This window comes from Pseudomonas sp. FA117 (genome assembly GCF_057370475.1).
The window spans coordinates 983,536-1,003,389 of record NZ_CM170675.1; the positions used below are offsets into that span (position 1 = coordinate 983,536).

General features: G+C 58.6%; 19 protein-coding genes, 1 tRNA gene and 1 pseudogene. 18 read left to right on the top strand and 3 right to left on the bottom strand.

Going from position 1 to position 19,854, the window contains the following annotated elements; translation table 11 throughout:
- The first annotated feature begins 66 nt into the window (after window positions 1-66).
- The 8 genes and pseudogenes from AC1TXO_RS04590 to AC1TXO_RS04625 form a co-directional block, all read left to right on the top strand.
- Window positions 67-1,389, top strand: a complete 1,323-nt coding sequence (locus AC1TXO_RS04590) for a tyrosine-type recombinase/integrase (RefSeq protein ID WP_486405229.1) — start codon at window positions 67-69, stop codon at window positions 1,387-1,389.
- Between the two features lie 1,099 nt (window positions 1,390-2,488).
- Window positions 2,489-3,244, top strand: a complete 756-nt coding sequence (locus AC1TXO_RS04595) for a hypothetical protein (protein ID WP_486405230.1) — start codon at window positions 2,489-2,491, stop codon at window positions 3,242-3,244.
- Window positions 3,245-3,689: 445 nt separating this feature from the next.
- Window positions 3,690-3,923 (top strand): hypothetical protein, encoded by a 234-nt coding sequence (locus tag AC1TXO_RS04600; protein ID WP_486405231.1) that lies wholly within the window; start codon window positions 3,690-3,692, stop codon window positions 3,921-3,923.
- A 65-nt stretch (window positions 3,924-3,988) separates the two neighbouring features.
- Window positions 3,989-4,672 (top strand): hypothetical protein, encoded by a 684-nt coding sequence (locus AC1TXO_RS04605; protein ID WP_486405232.1) that lies wholly within the window; start codon window positions 3,989-3,991, stop codon window positions 4,670-4,672.
- A gap of 430 nt (window positions 4,673-5,102) precedes the next feature.
- Window positions 5,103-6,658 (top strand): IS3 family transposase gene (locus AC1TXO_RS04610; protein ID WP_486402409.1). Its coding sequence is split into 2 segments (ribosomal slippage): window positions 5,103-5,568 and window positions 5,568-6,658, totalling 1,557 coding nucleotides; the frame shifts between segments, so codons are not numbered across the junction.
- 339 nt (window positions 6,659-6,997) lie between these two features.
- Window positions 6,998-8,398 carry a PAAR domain-containing protein gene (locus tag AC1TXO_RS04615; protein WP_486405233.1) on the top strand — a complete coding sequence of 467 codons (1,401 nt, stop codon included), beginning with the start codon at window positions 6,998-7,000 and terminating at the stop codon, window positions 8,396-8,398.
- Window positions 8,391-8,780: a hypothetical protein gene (locus AC1TXO_RS04620; RefSeq protein ID WP_486405234.1), complete on the top strand. Its 390-nt coding sequence runs from the start codon at window positions 8,391-8,393 to the stop codon at window positions 8,778-8,780. The genes AC1TXO_RS04615 and AC1TXO_RS04620 overlap by 8 nt, the downstream gene beginning before the upstream one ends.
- A gap of 81 nt (window positions 8,781-8,861) precedes the next feature.
- A pseudogene (locus tag AC1TXO_RS04625) lies at window positions 8,862-8,987 on the top strand (Fic family protein); the annotation flags it as partial.
- Between the two features lie 76 nt (window positions 8,988-9,063).
- Here the strand turns inward: AC1TXO_RS04625 and AC1TXO_RS04630 are convergent.
- The gene (locus tag AC1TXO_RS04630; protein WP_486405235.1) at window positions 9,064-9,321 is read right to left on the bottom strand and encodes a DUF2790 domain-containing protein; all 258 of its coding nucleotides are present in this window, start codon (window positions 9,319-9,321) and stop codon (window positions 9,064-9,066) included.
- A 587-nt stretch (window positions 9,322-9,908) separates the two neighbouring features.
- Between AC1TXO_RS04630 and AC1TXO_RS04635 the strand changes: the two genes are divergently transcribed.
- A complete protein-coding gene (locus AC1TXO_RS04635) occupies window positions 9,909-10,136 on the top strand; it encodes a hypothetical protein (RefSeq protein ID WP_486405236.1) in 228 nt (75 codons plus the stop codon).
- Window positions 10,137-10,272: 136 nt separating this feature from the next.
- Here AC1TXO_RS04635 and AC1TXO_RS04640 read toward each other — a convergent pair.
- Window positions 10,273-10,357, bottom strand: a tRNA-Leu gene (locus tag AC1TXO_RS04640).
- A 108-nt stretch (window positions 10,358-10,465) separates the two neighbouring features.
- Between AC1TXO_RS04640 and queA the strand changes: the two genes are divergently transcribed.
- The 6 genes from queA to AC1TXO_RS04670 all read left to right on the top strand — a co-directional run bounded on the left by queA (window position 10,466) and on the right by AC1TXO_RS04670 (window position 16,539).
- Window positions 10,466-11,515 carry a tRNA preQ1(34) S-adenosylmethionine ribosyltransferase-isomerase QueA gene (queA, locus tag AC1TXO_RS04645; RefSeq protein ID WP_486405237.1) on the top strand — a complete coding sequence of 350 codons (1,050 nt, stop codon included), beginning with the start codon at window positions 10,466-10,468 and terminating at the stop codon, window positions 11,513-11,515.
- Window positions 11,516-11,529: 14 nt separating this feature from the next.
- Entirely contained in the window at window positions 11,530-12,645 is a 1,116-nt protein-coding gene (gene tgt, locus AC1TXO_RS04650) for a tRNA guanosine(34) transglycosylase Tgt (RefSeq protein ID WP_162144435.1), read from the top strand.
- 41 nt (window positions 12,646-12,686) lie between these two features.
- Window positions 12,687-13,022 (top strand): preprotein translocase subunit YajC, encoded by a 336-nt coding sequence (yajC, locus tag AC1TXO_RS04655; RefSeq protein ID WP_054892542.1) that lies wholly within the window; start codon window positions 12,687-12,689, stop codon window positions 13,020-13,022.
- A gap of 65 nt (window positions 13,023-13,087) precedes the next feature.
- Window positions 13,088-14,950, top strand: a complete 1,863-nt coding sequence (gene secD / locus AC1TXO_RS04660) for a protein translocase subunit SecD (protein WP_486405238.1) — start codon at window positions 13,088-13,090, stop codon at window positions 14,948-14,950.
- 10 nt (window positions 14,951-14,960) lie between these two features.
- Window positions 14,961-15,869 (top strand): protein translocase subunit SecF, encoded by a 909-nt coding sequence (gene secF, locus AC1TXO_RS04665; RefSeq protein ID WP_486405239.1) that lies wholly within the window; start codon window positions 14,961-14,963, stop codon window positions 15,867-15,869.
- 121 nt (window positions 15,870-15,990) lie between these two features.
- Window positions 15,991-16,539 (top strand): glycine zipper 2TM domain-containing protein, encoded by a 549-nt coding sequence (locus AC1TXO_RS04670; RefSeq protein WP_486405240.1) that lies wholly within the window; start codon window positions 15,991-15,993, stop codon window positions 16,537-16,539.
- 107 nt (window positions 16,540-16,646) lie between these two features.
- Here AC1TXO_RS04670 and suhB read toward each other — a convergent pair whose 3' ends face one another.
- Window positions 16,647-17,465, bottom strand: coding sequence for a type III secretion system regulator SuhB (gene suhB, locus AC1TXO_RS04675; RefSeq protein WP_486405241.1), 819 nt, complete (start codon window positions 17,463-17,465; stop codon window positions 16,647-16,649).
- A 151-nt stretch (window positions 17,466-17,616) separates the two neighbouring features.
- On the opposite strand from suhB, the gene trmJ reads away from it, so the two are divergent.
- From trmJ to iscR, 3 genes are all read left to right on the top strand, one after another.
- Complete coding sequence (trmJ, locus tag AC1TXO_RS04680; RefSeq protein WP_486405242.1) at window positions 17,617-18,372, top strand: tRNA (cytosine(32)/uridine(32)-2'-O)-methyltransferase TrmJ; 756 nt, start codon at window positions 17,617-17,619, stop codon at window positions 18,370-18,372.
- Window positions 18,373-18,376: 4 nt separating this feature from the next.
- A complete protein-coding gene (gene cysE / locus AC1TXO_RS04685; protein ID WP_486405243.1) occupies window positions 18,377-19,162 on the top strand; it encodes a serine O-acetyltransferase in 786 nt (261 codons plus the stop codon).
- 167 nt (window positions 19,163-19,329) lie between these two features.
- The gene (gene iscR / locus AC1TXO_RS04690; protein WP_050704358.1) at window positions 19,330-19,821 is read left to right on the top strand and encodes a Fe-S cluster assembly transcriptional regulator IscR; all 492 of its coding nucleotides are present in this window, start codon (window positions 19,330-19,332) and stop codon (window positions 19,819-19,821) included.
- The last annotated feature ends 33 nt before the right edge of the window (window positions 19,822-19,854 follow it).

Below are 19,854 nucleotides of genomic sequence, written 5' to 3' on the forward strand. Positions count from 1 at the left end.
ACAGCTGCCAGCCGATTTAGGGGTAGCGTTTGGGATAAAGTCGATTCGATAAAGGGTTTTACCCTTATGGCTCGTACTACTGCTCCCCTGACCGACACCGCATGCCGCTCGGCCAAAGCTACTGACCGCCCATACAAGCTTTTCGACGGTGACGGTCTTTACCTCCTCGTTTACCCCAATGGCCGCAAGGGCTGGCGCTTCCGGTATGTGAAACCGGATGGGCGAGAGGGGCTGACCTCGTTTGGCAACTACCCCGTCATCGGGCTTGCAGATGCTCGGCAGAAGCGTCTGGAGAATAAGCGGATGCTGGCTGAAGGCATTGATCCGATTGCGTCCAAGCAGCAGGCCAAGGCCGAGGCGATTGTCAGAGGCCACACATTCGAACGCGTTGCCTTGGACTGGCATAAGGAAATGTCCGTGAAGTGGGCGCCTGGCCATTCGAGGACTGTGCTGAGTCGTTTGAAGACTCACGTATTCCCGCTGCTCGGCGCACGCGCCATCGTTGATCTGGATACCTTCGACCTCATGCAGCCGCTGGAAGAGATCAAGAAACGCGGCACGATCGATGTGGCCTTGAGGGTACAAAACTACCTGCAAAGCATCATGCGTGATGCGAAGCGGCAGCGGCTGATCACGGTGAACCCTGCATATGACCTTGAGGGCTTCATCAGCGCACCACGGGTTACGCACCGGCCTGCACTCCCGCTGCCACGTCTGCCTGAGTTGATGGATCGCATCGAGAACTACAAGGGACGCACGCTCACTCGGCTGACAGTCATGCTGTCGCTTCATGTGTTCGTACGCTCCAGCGAGTTGCGCTTCGCACGTTGGAGTGAGTTCGACCTGAGGCGTGGTATTTGGGAGATACCTGACACGCGGCCCGCGTTGGACGGCGTGCCGTATTCGACCAGAGGGACGAAGATGGCGGGCGACATCCATCTCGTTCCCCTGTCACCGCAGGCGGTGGCATTGCTCGAACAGATTCATGCGATCACGGGGTACTTCGATCTGGTGTTCACCAGTGACGCTCGCTCGTGGAAGCCTATGTCCGAGAACACGGTCAACAGCGCTTTGCGGAACATGGGGTACGACACTAAGACCGAAATCTGCGGGCATGGTTTCCGCTCCATGGCGTGCAGTGCCTTGGTCGAGTCCGGGCTTTGGTCAGAGACGGCTATCGAACGGCAGATGAGCCACAGGGAGCGCAACAACGTTCGGGCGGCGTATATCCACAAGGCCGAGTTCATGGAGGAACGGCGTATGATCATGAGTTGGTGGAGCCGTTACCTCGAAGCCAATCGGAGCGAGCATATCTCGCCGCATGAGTTCGCGAATCAGACCGGAGCAAACGTTTCTAGCCTAAGAGCAAGGCGTGGCGCAGCCGAGTGAGCGCACGGCTTTGAAGTTTCGGTGATCCGCTTTCCATGCGGGTCCATCCAAACAGGGCTGCAAAGCCGCCCTGTTTGGATGGACCTCACCTAAAAAGATCAAAAGCATCACATCGGCCACTGGTTGCCTCGGTAATCCGCTCACGCCCAATACCATTTTCAATCGCAAAACCATGCGGGACACATCGCTTGACCCTCTAGAATTGCGGGGGCAGAAAAGATAGTGCAAAGGCTGTCGTTGACAGCACCCCAGGTGACCCGAGCCTTCAAGGTCACGCCGTTCTTGCGGTGGTTCTCCCCCCCAAATGGCGATTCGCGTCCGGCAGTTCGCCCGGTCACCTCCCCGGTGATGGATGCCTACTTCAGATCATGGCCCTCGTGCGCCAGACAACACTTTCTACTTCGCTGCCCTGCAGCAACCTGTCCGCTTGGTCGAATCTCGCGCCAACCTGCGCCCGTCTCTTTCTCCTGGAAAGAGACGGGCGCTTCTAACACTGCTGCAGCCCTTATCGCATTTGGCTTTGCGGCTACTCCACTCGTGACAATCGGCGTGACAAACGCCGATGTCACCAGCAATAGCGCTGAAGATGATGGTGCCGCAGGCCATGGATTGGACTGCACCTGACTGACAGTCAGGTATGCCCCGGTCATCGCATCGCTATGTTCACCCGCTCAGGATCTTCAGGCACTGGTCTCGTCAGCCAATGCAGCCTCCACCCGCCCACCGGTAACGGTGTTCAGGAGGCCAGATCATGAGATGCCCTTGCTCCCGGTCGTAAGGAGCCGCCAGTCCCGCGTTAGAGGACAACCCCACAGGTCGCAGGGGCCTTGATCCCTGATAACACTCAGCATTCTTGGCGGGATGATGTGGGGGACGATTCTGCGGCTGCAGATGTTGAGTGGCCTAGCGAGTTTGGTTATCTCAAGCAAGGCCTTAGAAATGTGGCACATAGTGTTCACTCTTCAAACCGATAAACGGAGGATTTCGGCTCGCAGAATGCGACTCACAGCTGATCCTTAGGAGCTGGTGGATAAAGGGGGGATCCATCAGTGGACATCATGATGGCAAAAAGATAGCCTGCGCCTAGGAGTGAGCAGTTATGCTGCCTGCTCTTAGAATTGATAAGTATAAAAATTCACATGGATTGAGTATGATTTACCTCGGCGGCACGGATTTTTATATCGACGTACCGAGTCTGCCTCGGCACGAATTCGAACAATACTCTACTAAATTGTTTGATAAGTGGGAGGTGTATGTTGAAAGCTCACTAAAGATTCCAGATTATTCACTTGCCCTTGAAGTTCAAGAAGGGTCAATAAAGGGCGGCGCTAAAATTGCCGCTACCCTTGGCGCACTTTATTTGGGTATAGGTCAGTACGGTTCGTTTATTTCAGGGCTGCAAACTATACAAGCTCAGGTAAGCGCAGTAGGAAGTTTTTTAGCTGCTCAGGCCGTTATACCTTTTTCTTATGATAAAATAAAGCCAAAAACTAAGAAATATAATGGCTCTTTGGGTGAGTTGCAGCGGTTGTTTTATAAGGTTCAGAGGGGAGAAGTTACCGCTGAGCAAGCAATGCTGAAGGCTGAACTGATTCTTGGTGATGAAGTAAGGTCTGAGCCGCGCTTCATGGCTGAATTAAAAGACTCATTTGAAAGCACGCCTCTGCTAGCTACGCAACTGGAATTACCTCTGAATAGTCTTGGGCAAGACACCATCCTCCAAGTTGAAAATAAGATGCGTAAGTCGCACTTGCCACGACCTAAGCCTGAGCTACCTATTGGTCAGCAGTTTCGTGTGGAAGTTTGGCGGGACTCAAAAAAACAGAAGAGAAAAGTGCGAATCATCCAGTTGTAGCCAAAAAGGGGCCGCCAAAAGTGGCTGATTTATCACCCTTTTTCACGAATGGCTGCAAACGACTCGAAGCTGTCGTTTGAGAAGCGCAGAAATCAACATGAAAAAATATCTAGGGAAGATGATTATGCCTCTCGCGAATAGTAATAAAGGCAAAAGCAATCTCCTAGGTTTTACTCAATAAACCTAACCGCGCGGAGAATTACCTAAGCAGAGAAATAACTTATTTAAACGGCTAGATAAACTCCAGGTTGCAATTTTTAAAATTATACTCCTATCTTCGGTTGGTCTTTTTTGTCCTGTGCTGATATGGCAGTGTTCCCTTGGAAGGTCTGGTAAAATACCAAGAGAATGTGTAATGTCTTTATAGAAGAACGATAGCTGTGCACGAAATGCTTAATTATGGCTTTAGATTTTTTAAGTTAAAAATTAAAGGGAGTTTGAAATTGTGGCGAAAAAATACACTTATTCAGTTTCAGTGATTCGCGAAGGGCGAGACCGCGATTATCGTGAATTTTGGGATAGAAATCAGCGTGTCAACGAAAGCGGAGAAGTGCTTCATTCGGATTTGGTCGGATTTACTGAAACGGTAGATGCGAATAATCTAAATGATGCCATTTCAATTGTTGAGAAAAAATATCCAAACTTAAAGGTGGTTCCAGAATACTCTAGCAAGCTTTGATTGGCTATCTAACTGGTGCGGTTTAATTGGAGTGTGTACGTTGAACTTTAATGGATTTTGAGTAAATGGTGATTGACTACGATCGCAAGTTGGAGAAATCTTTTTTCGAATATTTATTGTCTATAGGCTATCCTAAGGAGTCGATTGCCTATCAGCCGGGTATACAGCCGGTGCGGCACATGCAATGTTACAGGCCAAGCTTTGCACTCATAGATCCTAAAACGAATGAGTATCTAGCAATTGTGGAGGTCAAGGAAGCCAAGATACATGAAGAAGGTCCGGGGGGCTTTATTTATGAAAATATGATTGACTATCGAAAGGCTCTAGGTGCTAACTCAGTTCCCGTATTCATTGTGTCTACTAATTTTAAAGGCTCATCTCCATTTCTGCTTCATTCGTTTAACGAGCAAGGAGAGATAAATGTCATCGATCACACTCTCTTTCCAACATTTGAGGCGTTGGCGGTCAAGGAGCAAGCAGACAGGAAAGCAGATCTGAGGGTTCGGCGGGACAATGCGAGTGAGAAATTCACCGTAGTTTGTTGGAGTGTGTCATTTGTTCTTTTTGTGCTAGTGATTGGCGACTTCTACGTTAAAATAGAATACGATCGAGATATGTTAACTGCGGAACGTATTAGCTTGATTGGCGCGGCTTTAGCGTTGATAGTTGTACCTTTTGCTCAAAAGTTTAAAGGATTGGGTATCGAGTGGGAGAAGATCGCTGGTCCTAATAAGCAAGAAGACGATTAGTCATTACTCCAGCCTTGCTTCAGGTAAGGCGTGATGGTTGTCGTTCAGTGATCACGATCTGATTATCAGTGCAAAGTGGCTTTGGGCCGTCTCTGTTGGCGAGGTAGCAGCATAGGCTAGCCAGGCGCAGAGTGCCACGATGTGCACGCTGAAGACTTCACTCTCGTGCTAAGGCATGATAATCGGTCGCTCACTCAATATTCTCTAAAACTCTTGTAATTAATGAGGCCTTCCGCCCTCAATAAAGCGGTTCACGAGCATGCGCATTCTCACAAGGCCCAAGGATCTGCACGGAAACTCCGAATAAATAAATCGGCGCCCTTCGAAAGCTGAAGACCTTAGGTTTTCAAGCCCTCCCCCGGTGTCAGGATAGTTGTCGCCTCGCCAGATTTACCTGAAACCAGACCCCGGGGGCTGAAAGAGAGCCGTTATGCCGTACTATTCCTCTGAGCGCAAAGCCGAACTGCTCAAGATGCTGGGTCCTCCACTCAACCTGACGATGGCCGAAGTCGCTAGGCGTGAGGGCGTTACTGAAATGTCGCTGTATACCTGGCGCAAACGAGCCAGTGCCGAAGGATGTGTGGTGGTGACCGATCCCAAACACCCGACCGAGAGCTGGTCGGCAGAAATGAGATTCGCAGCTGTGGCTGAATGTGCCAGCTTGTCCGAGATCGAGGTGGGTGAATACTGCCGTCGCAAAGGCTTGTATCCGGAGCAGATTGCTGCCTGGCGGCAAGCGTTCCTGAGTGGGATGGCCCCTCCAAAAGCGCAGCCCAAGGTTGATCGGGAGCAGGCCCGTCAGGATCAGAAACGTATTAAACAGCTCGAGCGCGAGCTGCGCCGCAAGGATAAGGCGCTGGCTGAAACAGCCGCGTTACTGGTGCTGCGAAAAAAGCTCAACGACTACTGGGGAGTAGACGACGAGGACAATTGACTGCTTTGCCGGAACGGCAACTGCTGGTGACTTGGTTGACTGAGGCGATTAATTCCGGAGCTCGGAAATTGACGGCATGTCAGGAAGTTGGCTTGACGCTCCGAACGTTGCAGCGCTGGACTCAAACGGAAGAAGTGGCGGCTGATGCACGCACAACTACAGTTCGCGCAACCCCACCAAACGCGCTGAGCGAGCACGAGCGACAAGCGATTCTCAACCTGTGCAACAGCGCTGAGTATGCTCACTTGCCACCTAGCCAGATCGTGCCGAGGCTGGCCGACAAGCAGCTCTACATAGGCTCGGAGTCGACCTTCTACCGGGTGCTTCGGGCTGCTGGACAGCGAGAACGCCGAGGGCGCGCTCAGCGCCCTGGGCGTCATGCCGAGCCGACAACGCATGCTGCCCGCGCACCTAACCGGGTGTGGTCGTGGGACATCACATACTTGCCATCTTCGGTGCGTGGAAAGTATTACTACCTGTACCTGATCGAAGACATCTACAGCCGCAAGACTGTGGGCTGGGAGGTACACGAGAACGAAGACGGCGCCAAAGCTGCAGTGTTGCTGCAGAGAAGTGTAATCAGCGAACAGTGCTTGAGAGAGCCGTTGGTGTTGCACTCGGACAACGGCACGCCGATGAAATCGGCCACTTTGCTGAGCAAGATGTACGAGCTGGGCATAACACCGTCCCGCGGCAGGCCGCGTGTCAGTAATGACAATCCATACTCGGAGGCACTTTTCAGAACACTGAAGTACTGCCCGCAATGGCCGACCAAGGGCTTCGAGACCTTGGATGCTGCACGATGCTGGGTGCGTGATTTTATCCGTTGGTACAACCACGAACACCGACACAGCCGAATCCGCTTCGTCACGCCAGCAGAGCGTCATCGAGGCCAGGACAGGCAAATCCTTGCCCTGCGCCACGAACTCTATGAGCGCGCTCGAAATAGGAATCCGGAGCGATGGTCAGGACGCACTCGCAACTGGGAGCCAATTGGTACCGTGCTTCTGAACCCTGATCGGGAACAACAGCACGTGAAGCAAGCCGCATAGTTGGATGGTTGACGCGACAACTACCTTGAAAAACGCCGACCCTTATGGCTCGTACTACTGCTCCCCTGACCGATACCGCATGCCGCTCGGTCGGTCAGCAAGGGCAGAGGTCAGAAAAATGGGCACCCTAAGCACATTAAGTAAGTTTGGGCCTGTCCCCTTTTTTTATTTTCGAGAGTGAACAAAAAGGGGGAGGGCTCTAGTTCCCAAATCGCTAGGCCGTGACTAGTCCTAAATCCGCGTTGCTCGTAGGAATCGTCTCGTTAGCTGCTCGACGCCTCATTTGCCCCTTCTTAGCTGTTAGGTTTTTCGCTCCTACAGTTCGCAAGGGACTCTGAAATGCGCGTCAGTCTGGATGGGCTTGGCCAAGCAGTAGACGGTGACGTGACCACCACAGGTGCGATTTGCATCGCCACCGGGGAAGGTTACCTTGACGAGGGACGAATGGTCCTGAGGATGGGGGATCCCACCACACCTTGTCCACTTTGCGGGCTGGAAGGAAAGGTCGTCGAAGGGGTGTGGCACTTCATCTCGGATGGCCAGCCAGTCGCTATGGATGGCGCGTTAGTTGATTGCGGTTGCCCAGAGGGTAGCAACCGGGTGGTGGCGCCTTTAGGGGAAATGCCCCCGCCGCGATTACCGGTTGCCGTAAGCACTAGCCTCAAATCCGCTGGCCCTGGGAGCTCTAGCGCTTTAGCAGGGGCTTCGCCCGCCATGGTTGGCGGGTTGCCTGGGCAGATCCAGCCGGGATTCTATGTGGTGCCCCGGAGCATGTCGTTCTCGCAGATTCTGTTGGAGCTGGCTAGCCATGATTCGACCTTGCCCATTTCGTACCTGCAACGCCTGAACCCGACTTTCGAGCAGGGGTTCAAGGCAGGGGAAATCTTCGTCATCGGCGATCCGGATAACGGTTATGCCTGCACCCAGGAGGAGGGCCAACTCATGGCGGCCGCCGAGCGCGCGCGACGTTCCTTGGCTGTACTCGATTTTGCCGATTCAGATTTCATGATGGAGTATCAGGCTGAAATTGCCGGACTGCTTAGTGACGCCAGTCTCTCCATGGGCGTGGGTAAGGACATGATGGACCATGGCCTCCGGCAGCTTAGCAGCACACTTGGCAACATCGAGCGCTTGCATCAGCAAGAATTTCTGCGCCATGGCCATCTGAATAGTCCATCGTTCCTCGCCGAGCGACGACTGTTATTGGAACAGCTAAATGGTCAGCTGAAGGCGACTTTTCTTAATAAACATCTGAATCTAGGGGCATACGAGAAGCTGAAGAAAAGCTTGAATATTTCTACCAAGAGCCTTGTGCATCATTGGTCGAAAGCCGGTGGGCCAGGGCAGATTCCTGGGTACGCCACATACTTGGACAAAGTGGCGAAGCTTAGTAAGTACCTTAGGTATGGTGGGCATGTCGGAATTGGCTTAGGTGGTACATCGTCCTATCTGAAAGTTCAGAAGGCCTGCCGTGCAGGGGAAACCGAAGCCTGCAAGAAAATTCGTTTGTCTGAGGCAGGAGCTTTCGGTGGGGGGCTAGCAGGAGGGATCGTGGGTGGCAAGATTGCTGGGATCACTGCGCTTGCTGTATGTGGGGTGTTCTCTGCTGGTACCGCAGGTTTCGGGGCGCCGGTATGTGGCATTGCGCTGGTCGGGGGAGGGGCTTTTGCTGGGAGCATCGCCGGTGCGGAGGGCGGTGAGCAAATGGGCGAGCTGATCTACGAAACACATTATGACTGAGTTCGAATGTTGGCCCGTGTGGCTGAAGTGGATAATGCTGGCGTGTCCGTTCGTGATCGCCTTGGCCGGTTGTGCGGTCAGTGCATTCATCGCGGGTACAAGAAATTTCACTGTTGCAACCTCGGCTATCCAAAGTCATCCCGGCCTGGAGCAAATGAAACTGTTTTTGGGCACGCGGCGCTTTGGCGCTCGGTGGCTGCTGATAACGTTTCTTTGTGGAATACTCACTTGGCCTGGCGTACATATGCGCCGAGGGCATCTGGACATCGAAGAACTAGACAACTTTCCTGCAAAACTCAAGTTGGCTCTACAGGTATCCACGTGGCTGACGGCCTTTGGCTTCGCTTGGATGTGGGTGACCTATGGATTCATCAAGGCGTGAACGTTGATGCTACGGCGGTCGTAGCTCTCACTGGATCCTTCGCAAGTCCCGATTCGATTCCACTGAAAGCCATAAATAGCGCTGCTGCCGGTTAGTCCGGGCGCAAGGCAGTACACTCTTGCTTTCTCCAGCAATTACCTGGTACGCGGGGTGATCAAGGCGCTGAGGGAACAGGGGTTCATTCCCGAGCCGCTTGATAGGCCGTGACCATGACCATGCGCTAAGGGCTGGGCCCATTCGACAATGCAGTTCTGCCTTGCCCGCAGTCACCTCCCTGAACGCTTCAGCCCCCAGAGTAGTCTTTCCCTATCGCTGTGTATTCCAGCGTATGTCGTTGGCCCTTGGAGTCTTCATAGACCATCCGCGCGGGCACCAATTCGCGAACGTTGGGCACTTCGCTAACGGAGATCACCCGGGCAATGTCCAGGTGCTGCGAGTAGGTGTACTGCTCGACCGGAGTCTGCACGACATCCTGTGCGACTTCATCGGCCATCGCCGCGCTGGAAAGACCGCCAAGCACCAATGCCAGTATCGCCTTCATCTCGAAATTACCTGTCTGTCGTGGGGGGGGGCGCGGCACCTTTGGCGCCGAGTTGCAGACAGTGTTCGGCAGTTGGATTAGTTGGGGGTTAACAGAGTGGTATACGGACGGTAGTCCTGTTACTTCATCAAGTCCGTCAGACCATTCCCAACTGTCGGTCAACTTCCCCATCCGCCAGCCCCAAACCTTGCGCTGATCCCCCGTAAAGCATAAATTCCCTCCGTCGCGGCAACCTCCGCGGCCGGGTTTGGCGACCCGGGAAAACTTGGCGCAACAGCGCCCCACACGATTGCAGGCGCTTTTTTTGCGTCCGCAGCCTCGTGCCATGGCGGCTGTGCGTGGGAGACCTTCGGGTCTGCCGGGTTCCAAGTTCCCGGTTCGCCAACCTGCGTACAGCTGCCACCCACTTGTTTGGCGACGATGCGTGGCAGCTCCAACCCAACTTGGAGTTTCATGCATGCTTACCGCTATCCCCTACAGGATCCTCGCATCCGCTCTCCACCTGTGGTCTGCCTCTCCAAAGCCTCGACCACACCGCTTCTACCCCATTCACACCCAGGCCACCCGCGAAAACAGGCAGGTGCGCCATGACTGACCATGAACGACTGTCGACGATTCAGTCCTACGCCTGGACGCTGGAGCTGCTGGGCGAGGCTCTGGCGCAGCACGATGAGCTGCTGGAGTGTGAGCACAACCCGCAGTTGAGTGTGCGGGGGGCGGCGGGGATTCATCAGGCCATTCGGATTATCGGGCGGTTGGTGGCGGAGGAGTGTGGGCGGTTGATCGACGGAGTGGGGGCTGATGGAATTGGGTGATAGTTAGATTGTCGGGGCCGCGTTGTGGCCCTTTCGCGGCACGAGGCCGCTCCCACAGGGGCGACGTGGCGGGCGGTACGGCCCACAAATCGTGGGCACAAAAAAACCGACCATTCGGTCGGTTTTTTCTGGATCTTGGTGCCCCGAGGGAGACTCGAACTCCCACTCCTTTCGAAAACGGATTTTGAATCCGCCGCGTCTACCAATTCCGCCATCAGGGCTTGTGGCGCCGCAGTATAGAGAGGCTCCCCGAGCCGGTCAATCGGCTTTCATGGTCAATTTTCATGCATTGGGCTAAACTTCCCGGCCCTGCCAAACCGAACACGATCATGCGCGTCGCCGATTTTTCCTTCGAACTTCCCGATTCCCTCATCGCCCGTCATCCCCTGGCCGAGCGCCATGGCAGCCGTCTGCTGGTCCTCGACGGGCCGAGCGGGGAGCTGGCGCACCGGCGCTTCACCGATTTGCTCGAGTACCTGCGCCCGGGCGACCTGATGGTGTTCAACAACACTCGGGTCATCCCGGCGCGGCTGTTCGGCCAGAAAGCTTCCGGCGGCAAGCTGGAAGTGCTGATCGAACGCGTGCTCGACAGCCACCGCGTGCTCGCCCATGTGCGCGCCAGCAAGGCGTTGAAAGTCGGCGCCACGGTGCTGGTCGACGGCGGTGGCGAGGCCGAGATGGTCGCGCGCCACGAGACGCTGTTCGAGCTGCGCTTCACCGAAGAAGTGCTGCCGCTGCTCGAGCGCGTCGGCCACATGCCGCTGCCGCCATACATCGACCGCCCGGACGAGGGCGCCGACCGTGAGCGCTATCAGACCGTGTACGCCGAGCGTGCCGGGGCTGTCGCGGCGCCCACCGCCGGCCTGCACTTCGACGAGGCGCTGCTGGAACAGATCGCCGCCAAGGGCGTCGAGCGCGCCTTCGTCACCCTGCACGTGGGGGCTGGAACCTTCCAGCCGGTGCGGGTCGACAAGATCGAAGACCACCACATGCATAAGGAGTGGCTCGAAGTGAGCCAGGACGTGGTCGATGCCATCGAGGCGTGCCGTGCCCGTGGCGGGCGGGTGATCGCGGTGGGCACCACCAGCGTGCGTTCGCTGGAGAGCGCGGCGCGCGATGGCGTGCTCAAGCCCTTCAGTGGCGACACCGACATCTTCATCTACCCGGGCCGGCCGTTCCATGTGGTCGATGCGCTGGTGACCAACTTCCATTTGCCTGAGTCCACGCTGCTGATGCTGGTCTCGGCCTTTGCGGGGTATCCCGAGACCATGGCCGCCTACGCGGCGGCGGTCGAGCAGGGGTACCGCTTCTTCAGTTACGGTGATGCCATGTTCATCACCCGCAATCCGGCGCCACGCGGCCCCGAGGATCAAGCATGAGTCGCACCTGTCGAATGTCCTTCGAACTGCTGGCCACCGACGGCAAGGCCCGTCGCGGTCGGCTGACCTTCCCCCGTGGCACCGTGGAAACCCCGGCGTTCATGCCGGTGGGCACCTATGGCACGGTCAAGGGCATGCTGCCGCGGGACATCGAGGCCATCGGCGCCGAGATCATCCTGGGCAACACCTTCCACCTGTGGCTGCGCCCGGGCACCGAGGTGATCAAGAAGCACAACGGCCTGCACGACTTCATGCAGTGGAAAGGCCCGATCCTCACCGACTCCGGCGGCTTCCAGGTGTTCAGCCTGGGCGCGATGCGCAAGATCAAGGAAGAGGGCGTGACCTTCGCCTCGCCGGTCGACGGCTCCAAGGTGTTCATGGGCCCGGAAGAGTCGATGCAGGTGCAGCGCGACCTGGGGTCGGACATCGTGATGATCTTCGACGAGTGCACGCCGTACCCGGCCGAGCACGATGTGGCGCGCACTTCCATGGAGCTGTCGCTGCGCTGGGCCCAGCGCTCGAAGAACGCCCACGGCGACAACACCGCGGCGCTGTTCGGCATCGTCCAGGGCGGCATGTACCAGGACCTGCGCATGCGCTCGCTGGAAGCGCTGGTCAACATCGACTTCGACGGCCTGGCCATCGGCGGCCTGTCGGTGGGCGAACCCAAGCACGAAATGATCAAGGTGCTGGATTACCTGCCGGCACAGATGCCTGCTGACAAACCTCGTTACCTTATGGGGGTAGGCAAACCCGAAGATCTGGTTGAGGGTGTGCGCCGCGGCGTCGACATGTTCGACTGCGTGATGCCCACACGCAACGCGCGCAACGGCCATCTGTTCGTCGATACAGGGGTGATCAAGATCCGCAACGCGTTCCATCGCCACGATGATTCGCCGCTGGATCCGACCTGTGACTGCTATACCTGCACCAACTTCTCCCGCGCCTACCTGCATCATCTGGACAAGTGCGGCGAAATGCTGAGCAGCATGCTGAATACCATCCACAACTTGCGCCATTACCAGCGCTTGATGGCCGGTTTACGCGAGGCTATTCAACAGGGTAAATTGGCCGCCTTTGTCGACGCCTTCTACGCCAAGCGCGGACTTCCCGTTCCGCCTTTGGACTGACTGTTCGCACACATAACTAAATTCAGCAACTGGAGTGCTACATGAGCTTTCTGATTCCCGCCGCTTACGCGGACGCTGCAGCCCCTGCCGCCGGCCCGGCCGGTACCGGTTTCGAGTGGATCTTCCTGGTCGGCTTCCTGGTCATCTTCTACCTGATGATCTGGCGCCCACAGGCCAAGCGTGCCAAAGAGCAGAAGAACCTGCTCGGCGCACTGCAGAAGGGTGACGAAGTGGTCACCAACGGCGGTATCGCCGGCAAGATCGTCAAGGTTTCCGACGATTTCGTGGTGCTGGAAGTGTCCGACAACGTCGAGCTGAAGTTCCAGAAGGGCGCCATCGCCGCGACCCTGCCAAAAGGTACGCTCAAGGCTATCTGAGTTACCGGTTTCATTTTTTCCAGTCGGGGCGCGCAAAGCGCCCCGCGTCTTGAACGGGCGGCGTGATGCTGAACAAATACCCTCTGTGGAAATACCTGCTGATCCTGGTGGTACTGGCGGTCGGCTTTATTTATTCCGCTCCCAACCTCTACCCGGATGACCCGGCGGTGCAGATCAGCGGCGCAAGTTCCGCACTGCAAGTGAGCCAGGCCGACCTCGACCGCGCCACCAAGGCGCTGAGCGATGCCGGGATCACCGTCAAGGGTGGCAGCCTGGGCGAGAAGGGCAGTGCGCTGGTGCGCCTGACCAACCAGGAAGACCAACTGCCGGCCAAGGATGTGGTGCGCAAGGTCCTGGGTGACGACTACGTCGTTGCGCTGAACCTGGCCCAGACCACGCCGCAGTGGCTGCGCAACCTGGGTGCCAGCCCGATGAAGCTGGGCCTGGACCTCTCCGGTGGTGTGCACTTCCTGCTGGAAGTGGACATGGACAAGGCCATGAGCGCCCGCCTGAAGGTCTACGACGGCGAAGTGAAGACCCTGCTGCGCAAAGAGCGCGTGCGCTACCGCAGCCTGCCTCAGCAGGACGGCAGCATCATGCTGGGCTTCTCCGACGACGCCACCCGCGAACAGGCACGAGCCCTGGTCCGCAAGAATTTCAATGATTTCGACATCACCACCACCGAGCGCAACGACCTCTCGGTGCTGCGCCTGGCGCTGACCCAGGCCAAGGTCGCCGAAATCCGCGAATACTCGATCAAGCAGAACCTGACCACCGTGCGCAACCGTGTCAACGAGCTGGGCGTGGCCGAGCCGCTGGTTCAGCGCCAGGGCGCCAACCGCATCGTGGTCGAGCTGCCGGGCGTGCAGGACACTGCCGAAGCCAAGCGTATTCTCGGCAAGACCGCCAACCTGGAGTTCCGCTTCGGCGCCGAGCCGGGTGCGTCCAAGGCCACCACCGAAGTCTTCGAGTTCCGTGACGGCAACCGTTCGGCTGCGGTCGAGCGCGGCCTGATCATCACCGGTGACCAGGTCACCGATGCCCAGGCGAGCTTCGACGAGCATGGCCGTCCGCAGGTGAACATCCGTCTCGATGGCCACGGCGGCGAGCTGATGAGCCGCGCCACGCGCAGCAACGTCGGTCGCAGCATGGCGGTGATCTTCATCGAGCAGCGCCCGATGACCCGCTACGAGAAGCAGGTGGTCGACGGTGTCGAGAAAGATGTCGCGATCCAGACCTTCAAGGAAGAGAAGAAGATCATCAGCCTGGCGACCATCCAGTCGCCACTGGGCAGCCAGTTCCGCATCACCGGCCTGAACGGCCAGGGTGAGTCGTCCGAACTGGCCCTGCTGCTGCGTGCTGGTGGTCTGGCCGCGCCGATGTACTTCGCCGAAGAACGTACCATCGGTCCAAGCCTGGGTGCCGACAACATCACCAAGGGTGTCGATGCGTCGCTGTGGGGCATGCTGTTCGTCTCGCTGTTCATCATCGCCATCTACCGTGGTTTTGGCGTGATCGCCACCATCGCCCTGACCGGCAACATGGTGCTGCTGCTGGCGCTGATGTCGCTGCTGGGCGCGACCCTGACCCTGCCGGGTATCGCCGGTATCGTGTTGACCATGGGTATGGCGGTCGACGCCAACGTGCTGATCTTCTCGCGGATTCGCGAGGAACTGAAAAACGGCATGTCGGTGCAGCGCGCCATCCACGAAGGCTTCAACCGCGCCTACACCGCGATCATCGACGCCAACCTGACCAGCCTGCTGGTCGGCGGCATCCTGTTCGCCATGGGTACCGGCCCGGTCAAGGGCTTCGCGGTCACCATGTCCCTCGGGATTTTCACCTCGATGTTCACCGCCGTCATGGTGACCCGCGCAATGGTCAACCTGGCCTGTGGCGGGCGTGACATCAAGAAGCTGTGGGTTTGAGGGAGTCGCGATGAAAACCATCAACTTCATGGGCGTGCGCAACGTTGCGTTCGCCGTCACCGTCCTTCTGACCGTCCTGGCGCTGTTCAGCTGGTGGCACAAGGGCTTGAACTTCGGCCTGGACTTCACCGGCGGTACGCTCATCGAGCTGACCTACGAGCGTCCGGCCGACCTCAAGGCCGTGCGTGCCGAGCTGGTCGAGTCGGGCTTCCACGAGGCCATCGTGCAGAGCTTCGGTGCCACCACCGACCTGCTGGTGCGCATGCCGGGCGATGACCCGCAGCTGGGCAACCAGGTTGCCCAGGCGCTGCAGAAACTCGGCGGCGACAACCCGGCCACCGTCAAGCGTGTCGAGTTCGTCGGCCCGCAGGTCGGTGAAGAGCTGCGTGACCAGGGCGGCCTGGGCATGCTGCTGGCGCTGGGCGGGGTACTGATCTACCTGGCGTTCCGCTTCCAGTGGAAGTTTGCGGTGGGTGCGATCATCTCGCTGATCCACGACGTGATCGTGACCGTGGGCATCCTCTCGTTCTTCCAGATCACCTTCGACCTGACGGTGCTGGCGGCGGTGCTGGCGATCATCGGTTACTCGCTCAACGACACCATCGTCGTGTTCGACCGGGTGCGCGAGAACTTCCGGGTGATGCGCAAGGCCTCGCTGATCGAGAACATCAACGTCTCGACCACCCAGACCCTGCTGCGCACCATCGCCACCTCGGTGTCGACCCTGCTGGCGATCGCTGCGCTGCTGTTCTTCGGTGGCGACAACCTGTTCGGCTTCTCGCTGGCGCTGTTCATCGGCGTCATGGCGGGTACCTACTCGTCGATCTACATCGCCAACGTGGTGCTGATCTGGCTGAACCTGAACAGCGAAGACCTGATCCCGCCGGTCAAGGCCGAGGGTGTGGACGACCGTCCGTAAGGGCTTGTCCTGCGCCGTCTGGCGCAAAGAGAGGCGCGAGTGTTGAACTCGCGCCTTTTTTTTTGCTCCAAGGCAGGGAGAAGGCGGGCAGTGTCCCGCAGGTATGATCAGGAGATTCCACGTGAACAAATCAATGCTGGTGGGTGCGGTTCTGGGTGCTGTCGGTGTTACAGCCGGAGGTGCTGTGGCGACCTACAGCTTGGTCAACAAAGGGCCGGAATATGCCCAGGTCACTGACGTACAGCCGATCAAGCAACAGGTGAAGACGCCGCGCGAAGTGTGCAAGGACGTGACCGTGACCCGTCAGCGTCCGGTGCAGGACCAGCACCAGATCGCCGGTACCGTGGTCGGTGCGCTGGCCGGTGGCCTGCTGGGCAACCAGATCGGCGGCGGCACCGGCAAGAAGATCGCCACGGTCGCCGGTGCGGTCGGTGGTGGCTATGCCGGCAACAAGGTCCAGGAAGGCATGCAGCAGCGTGACACCTACACCACCACGCAGACGCGCTGCAACACGGTCAACGACATCAGCGACAAGGTGGTCGGCTACAACGTGAAGTACACCATCGGTGACCAGGCTGGCGTGGTGAAGATGGACCACGAGCCGGGCTCGACCATCCCGCTGGACAAGAACGGCAAGCTGGTGCTGAGCCAGGCACAGCCCGGGCAGTGATCTGAATGCTGGCCTTGTCGCGGGCCAGCAGAGCCACAGAAAACAGGCACAAAAAAAGCACCTCGCGGGGGCCCCGCGGGGTGCTTTTTTGCATCCGAAGCCCTGACTCAGCGCTTCAGGTTTTCCGGCAGGTGCGGCTGGATCGCCGTCAGCACCGCCTTGAAGCACTTGATGTTGCCAGCCACGATGTGGCCCTTGTCGAGGAAGTCATGGCCACCGTTGAAGTCGCTGACCAGGCCACCCGCTTCCTGGATCAGCAGCACGCCTGCAGCCATGTCCCACTCGGACAGGCCCGACTCCCAGAAGGCGTCGAAACGGCCGGCGGCAACGTAGGCCAGGTCCAGTGCAGCGGAACCGGCGCGGCGGATGCCGGCGGTCTGGCCGGTGAGGGCGCGGAACATGCCGAGGTAGTTGTCCAGGTCGGCCATCTGGTTGTCGCGGAACGGGAAGCCGGTGCCCAGCAGGGCACCTTCCAGGCTGGTGCGCGAGCTGACGCGCAGGCGACGGCCATTGAGCTGGGCGCCACGGCCACGGCTGGCGGTGAATTCTTCCTGGCGGACAGGGTCGACGATGACCGCGTGCTCGAGGCGGCCGCGGTATTTGCAGGCGATGCTGACCGCGAAGTGCGGAACGCCACGCAGGAAGTTGGTGGTGCCGTCCAGCGGATCGATGATCCACAGGTAGTCCTTGCCTTCTTCACCGCTGCCGGCGTGCAGGCCGGTTTCTTCACCCTGGATCGAGTGGTTCGGGTAGGCCTTGCGCAGGGCGTCGACGATGACTTTCTCGGCGGCGCGATCGACCTCGGAGACGTAGTCCTTGGCCTCTTTCTCGTCGACCTTGATGCTGTCCAGGCGTTCGATGGAGCGGAAAATCAGTTCACTGGCGCTGCGAGCGGCGCGCAGGGCGATATTCAGCATAGGCTGCATGGGCGTTTCACCTGGGGATGTTAAAGAAGAAAGCCGCATAGTCTATCAGAAAACTGTTCCGGCAGAAGGGTGACATTCGCTTTCGTGGCGTTACGCCCGTCGCTTAGGTAAGATCGTTTCCCCCTTCAACCGTATCCGTGAGCTCGACACCTTGCTGCAGAATATTCGTGTTGTTCTGGTCAATACCAGCCACCCCGGCAACATCGGCGGCGCTGCTCGTGCCATGAAAAACATGGGCTTGTCGCGCCTGGTGCTGGTGCAACCGAAGGAGTTCCCATCCGCCGATGCCAGCGCTCGCGCCTCGGGGGCCGACGATATCCTGGCCAATGCCCGGGTCGTCGAAAGCCTTGAAGACGCGCTGGTCGGCTGCAACCTGGTCATGGGCACCAGCGCGCGCGAGCGCAGCATCCCCTGGCCGCTGATCGGCCCGCGCGAATGCGGCGCCAAGTCGGTGGAGCACGCCGCCGGCGGCGAGGAGATCGCCCTGGTGTTCGGCCGCGAACACGCCGGGCTGACCAACGAAGAACTGCAGCGATGTCACTTCCACGTGCACATTCCCTCGAACCCCGACTTCAGCTCGCTGAATCTCGCGGCGGCCGTCCAGGTGCTCTCCTACGAGGTGCGCATGGCCTGGCTGGCAGGCGCAGAGGCACCGGGCAAGGTCGAGAAGGTTGACGCCAGCGACCTGGCGACCATGGACGAAATGGAGCTGTTCTACGACCACCTGGAGAAGACCCTGGTCGATATCGGCTTCCTTGACCCGGAAAAGCCCAAGCACCTGATGCCGCGTCTGCGCAGGTTGTATGGGCGCAGTTCGGTCAATCGTTCGGAAATGAGCATTTTGCGCGGCATCCTGACCGAGACCCAGAAGGTCGTCCGGGGTGATGCGCACAAACGGAAGGACTGAAACCATGTTCGAACGTCTGCGTGAAGACATCCAGAGCGTATTCCATCGCGACCCGGCAGCGCGCAACGCCTTCGAGGTGCTGACCTGCTACCCCGGCATGCACGCCATCTGGCTGCACCGCCTGGGCAATGCGCTGTGGAAGCGCGACTTCAAGTGGCTGGCGCGCCTGGTGTCCAACTTCGGGCGCTGGATGACCGGCATCGAGATCCACCCCGGCGCCACCATCGGCCGGCGGTTCTTCATCGACCACGGCATGGGCATCGTCATCGGTGAAACCGCCGAGATCGGCGACGATGTCACCCTCTATCAAGGGGTTACCCTGGGTGGCACCAGCTGGAACAAGGGCAAGCGCCACCCGACCCTGGAAAACGGCGTGGTGGTGGGGGCGGGCGCCAAGGTGCTCGGGCCGTTCACCGTCGGCGCCGGCGCCAAGATCGGCTCCAACGCCGTGGTCACCAAGGCGGTGCCGGCCGGTGCCACCGCGGTGGGCATCCCCGGGCGGATCATCGTCAAGAGCGAAGACAGCGAAGTCGAGGCCAAGCGCAAGGCGATGGCCGAGAAGATCGGCTTCGATGCCTATGGCGTCAGTGGCGACATGCCCGACCCGGTGGCGCGTGCCATCGGCCAGATGCTCGACCATCTGCAGGCCGTCGACGAGCGCCTGGAGGGGATGTGCGGGGCACTGACCAACCTGGGCAGTGACTACTGTGCCAAGGCGCTGCCGGCCTTGCCGGACGAAGACTTCGCCGAGGTCAAGCAGGCCGCGCAGGGCGACACTACGCCGCATTGATTGCGCCGGCCTGACACGCGGGGCGTGTGCTCGCGCCCCGTGTCTGCTATTATCGCGCCCGCTTCCCGCACGCAAATCCGACTAAAGCACTAGGTCTTATAGTTGACTTAAATGCTCGGGAATCGCATACTCGCACCCATCCCGTAACTCCCGTGGTACCCATAGCCATGCGATTGACTACCAAAGGCCGTTACGCCGTCACCGCCATGCTCGACCTGGCGCTGCACGCGCAGCATGGGCCGGTATCCTTGGCCGATATTTCCGAGCGCCAGGGCATCTCCCTCTCCTACCTGGAGCAGCTGTTCGCCAAGCTGCGCCGCAGCAGCCTGGTATCCAGCGTGCGCGGTCCGGGTGGCGGCTACCAGCTGTCGCGGGGCATGGAAACCATCCAGGTCGCCCAGGTGATCGATGCGGTCAACGAGTCGGTCGATGCCACTCGCTGCCAGGGGCTCGGGGACTGCCATGCCGGGGACACCTGCCTGACCCACCACCTGTGGTGCGACCTCAGCCAGCAGATCCACGAATTCCTCAGCGGCATCAGCCTGGCTGACCTCGTCATGCGCCGAGAGGTGCAGGAAGTCGCCCAGCGCCAGGACCTGCGTCGAGTCGCCGGTCGCGTTGCCCAGCTGGACAAGATTGAGACGTCAGCCGTCGACTGATAGCAGCGACGAGCGACGCCAACGCCTGATAGG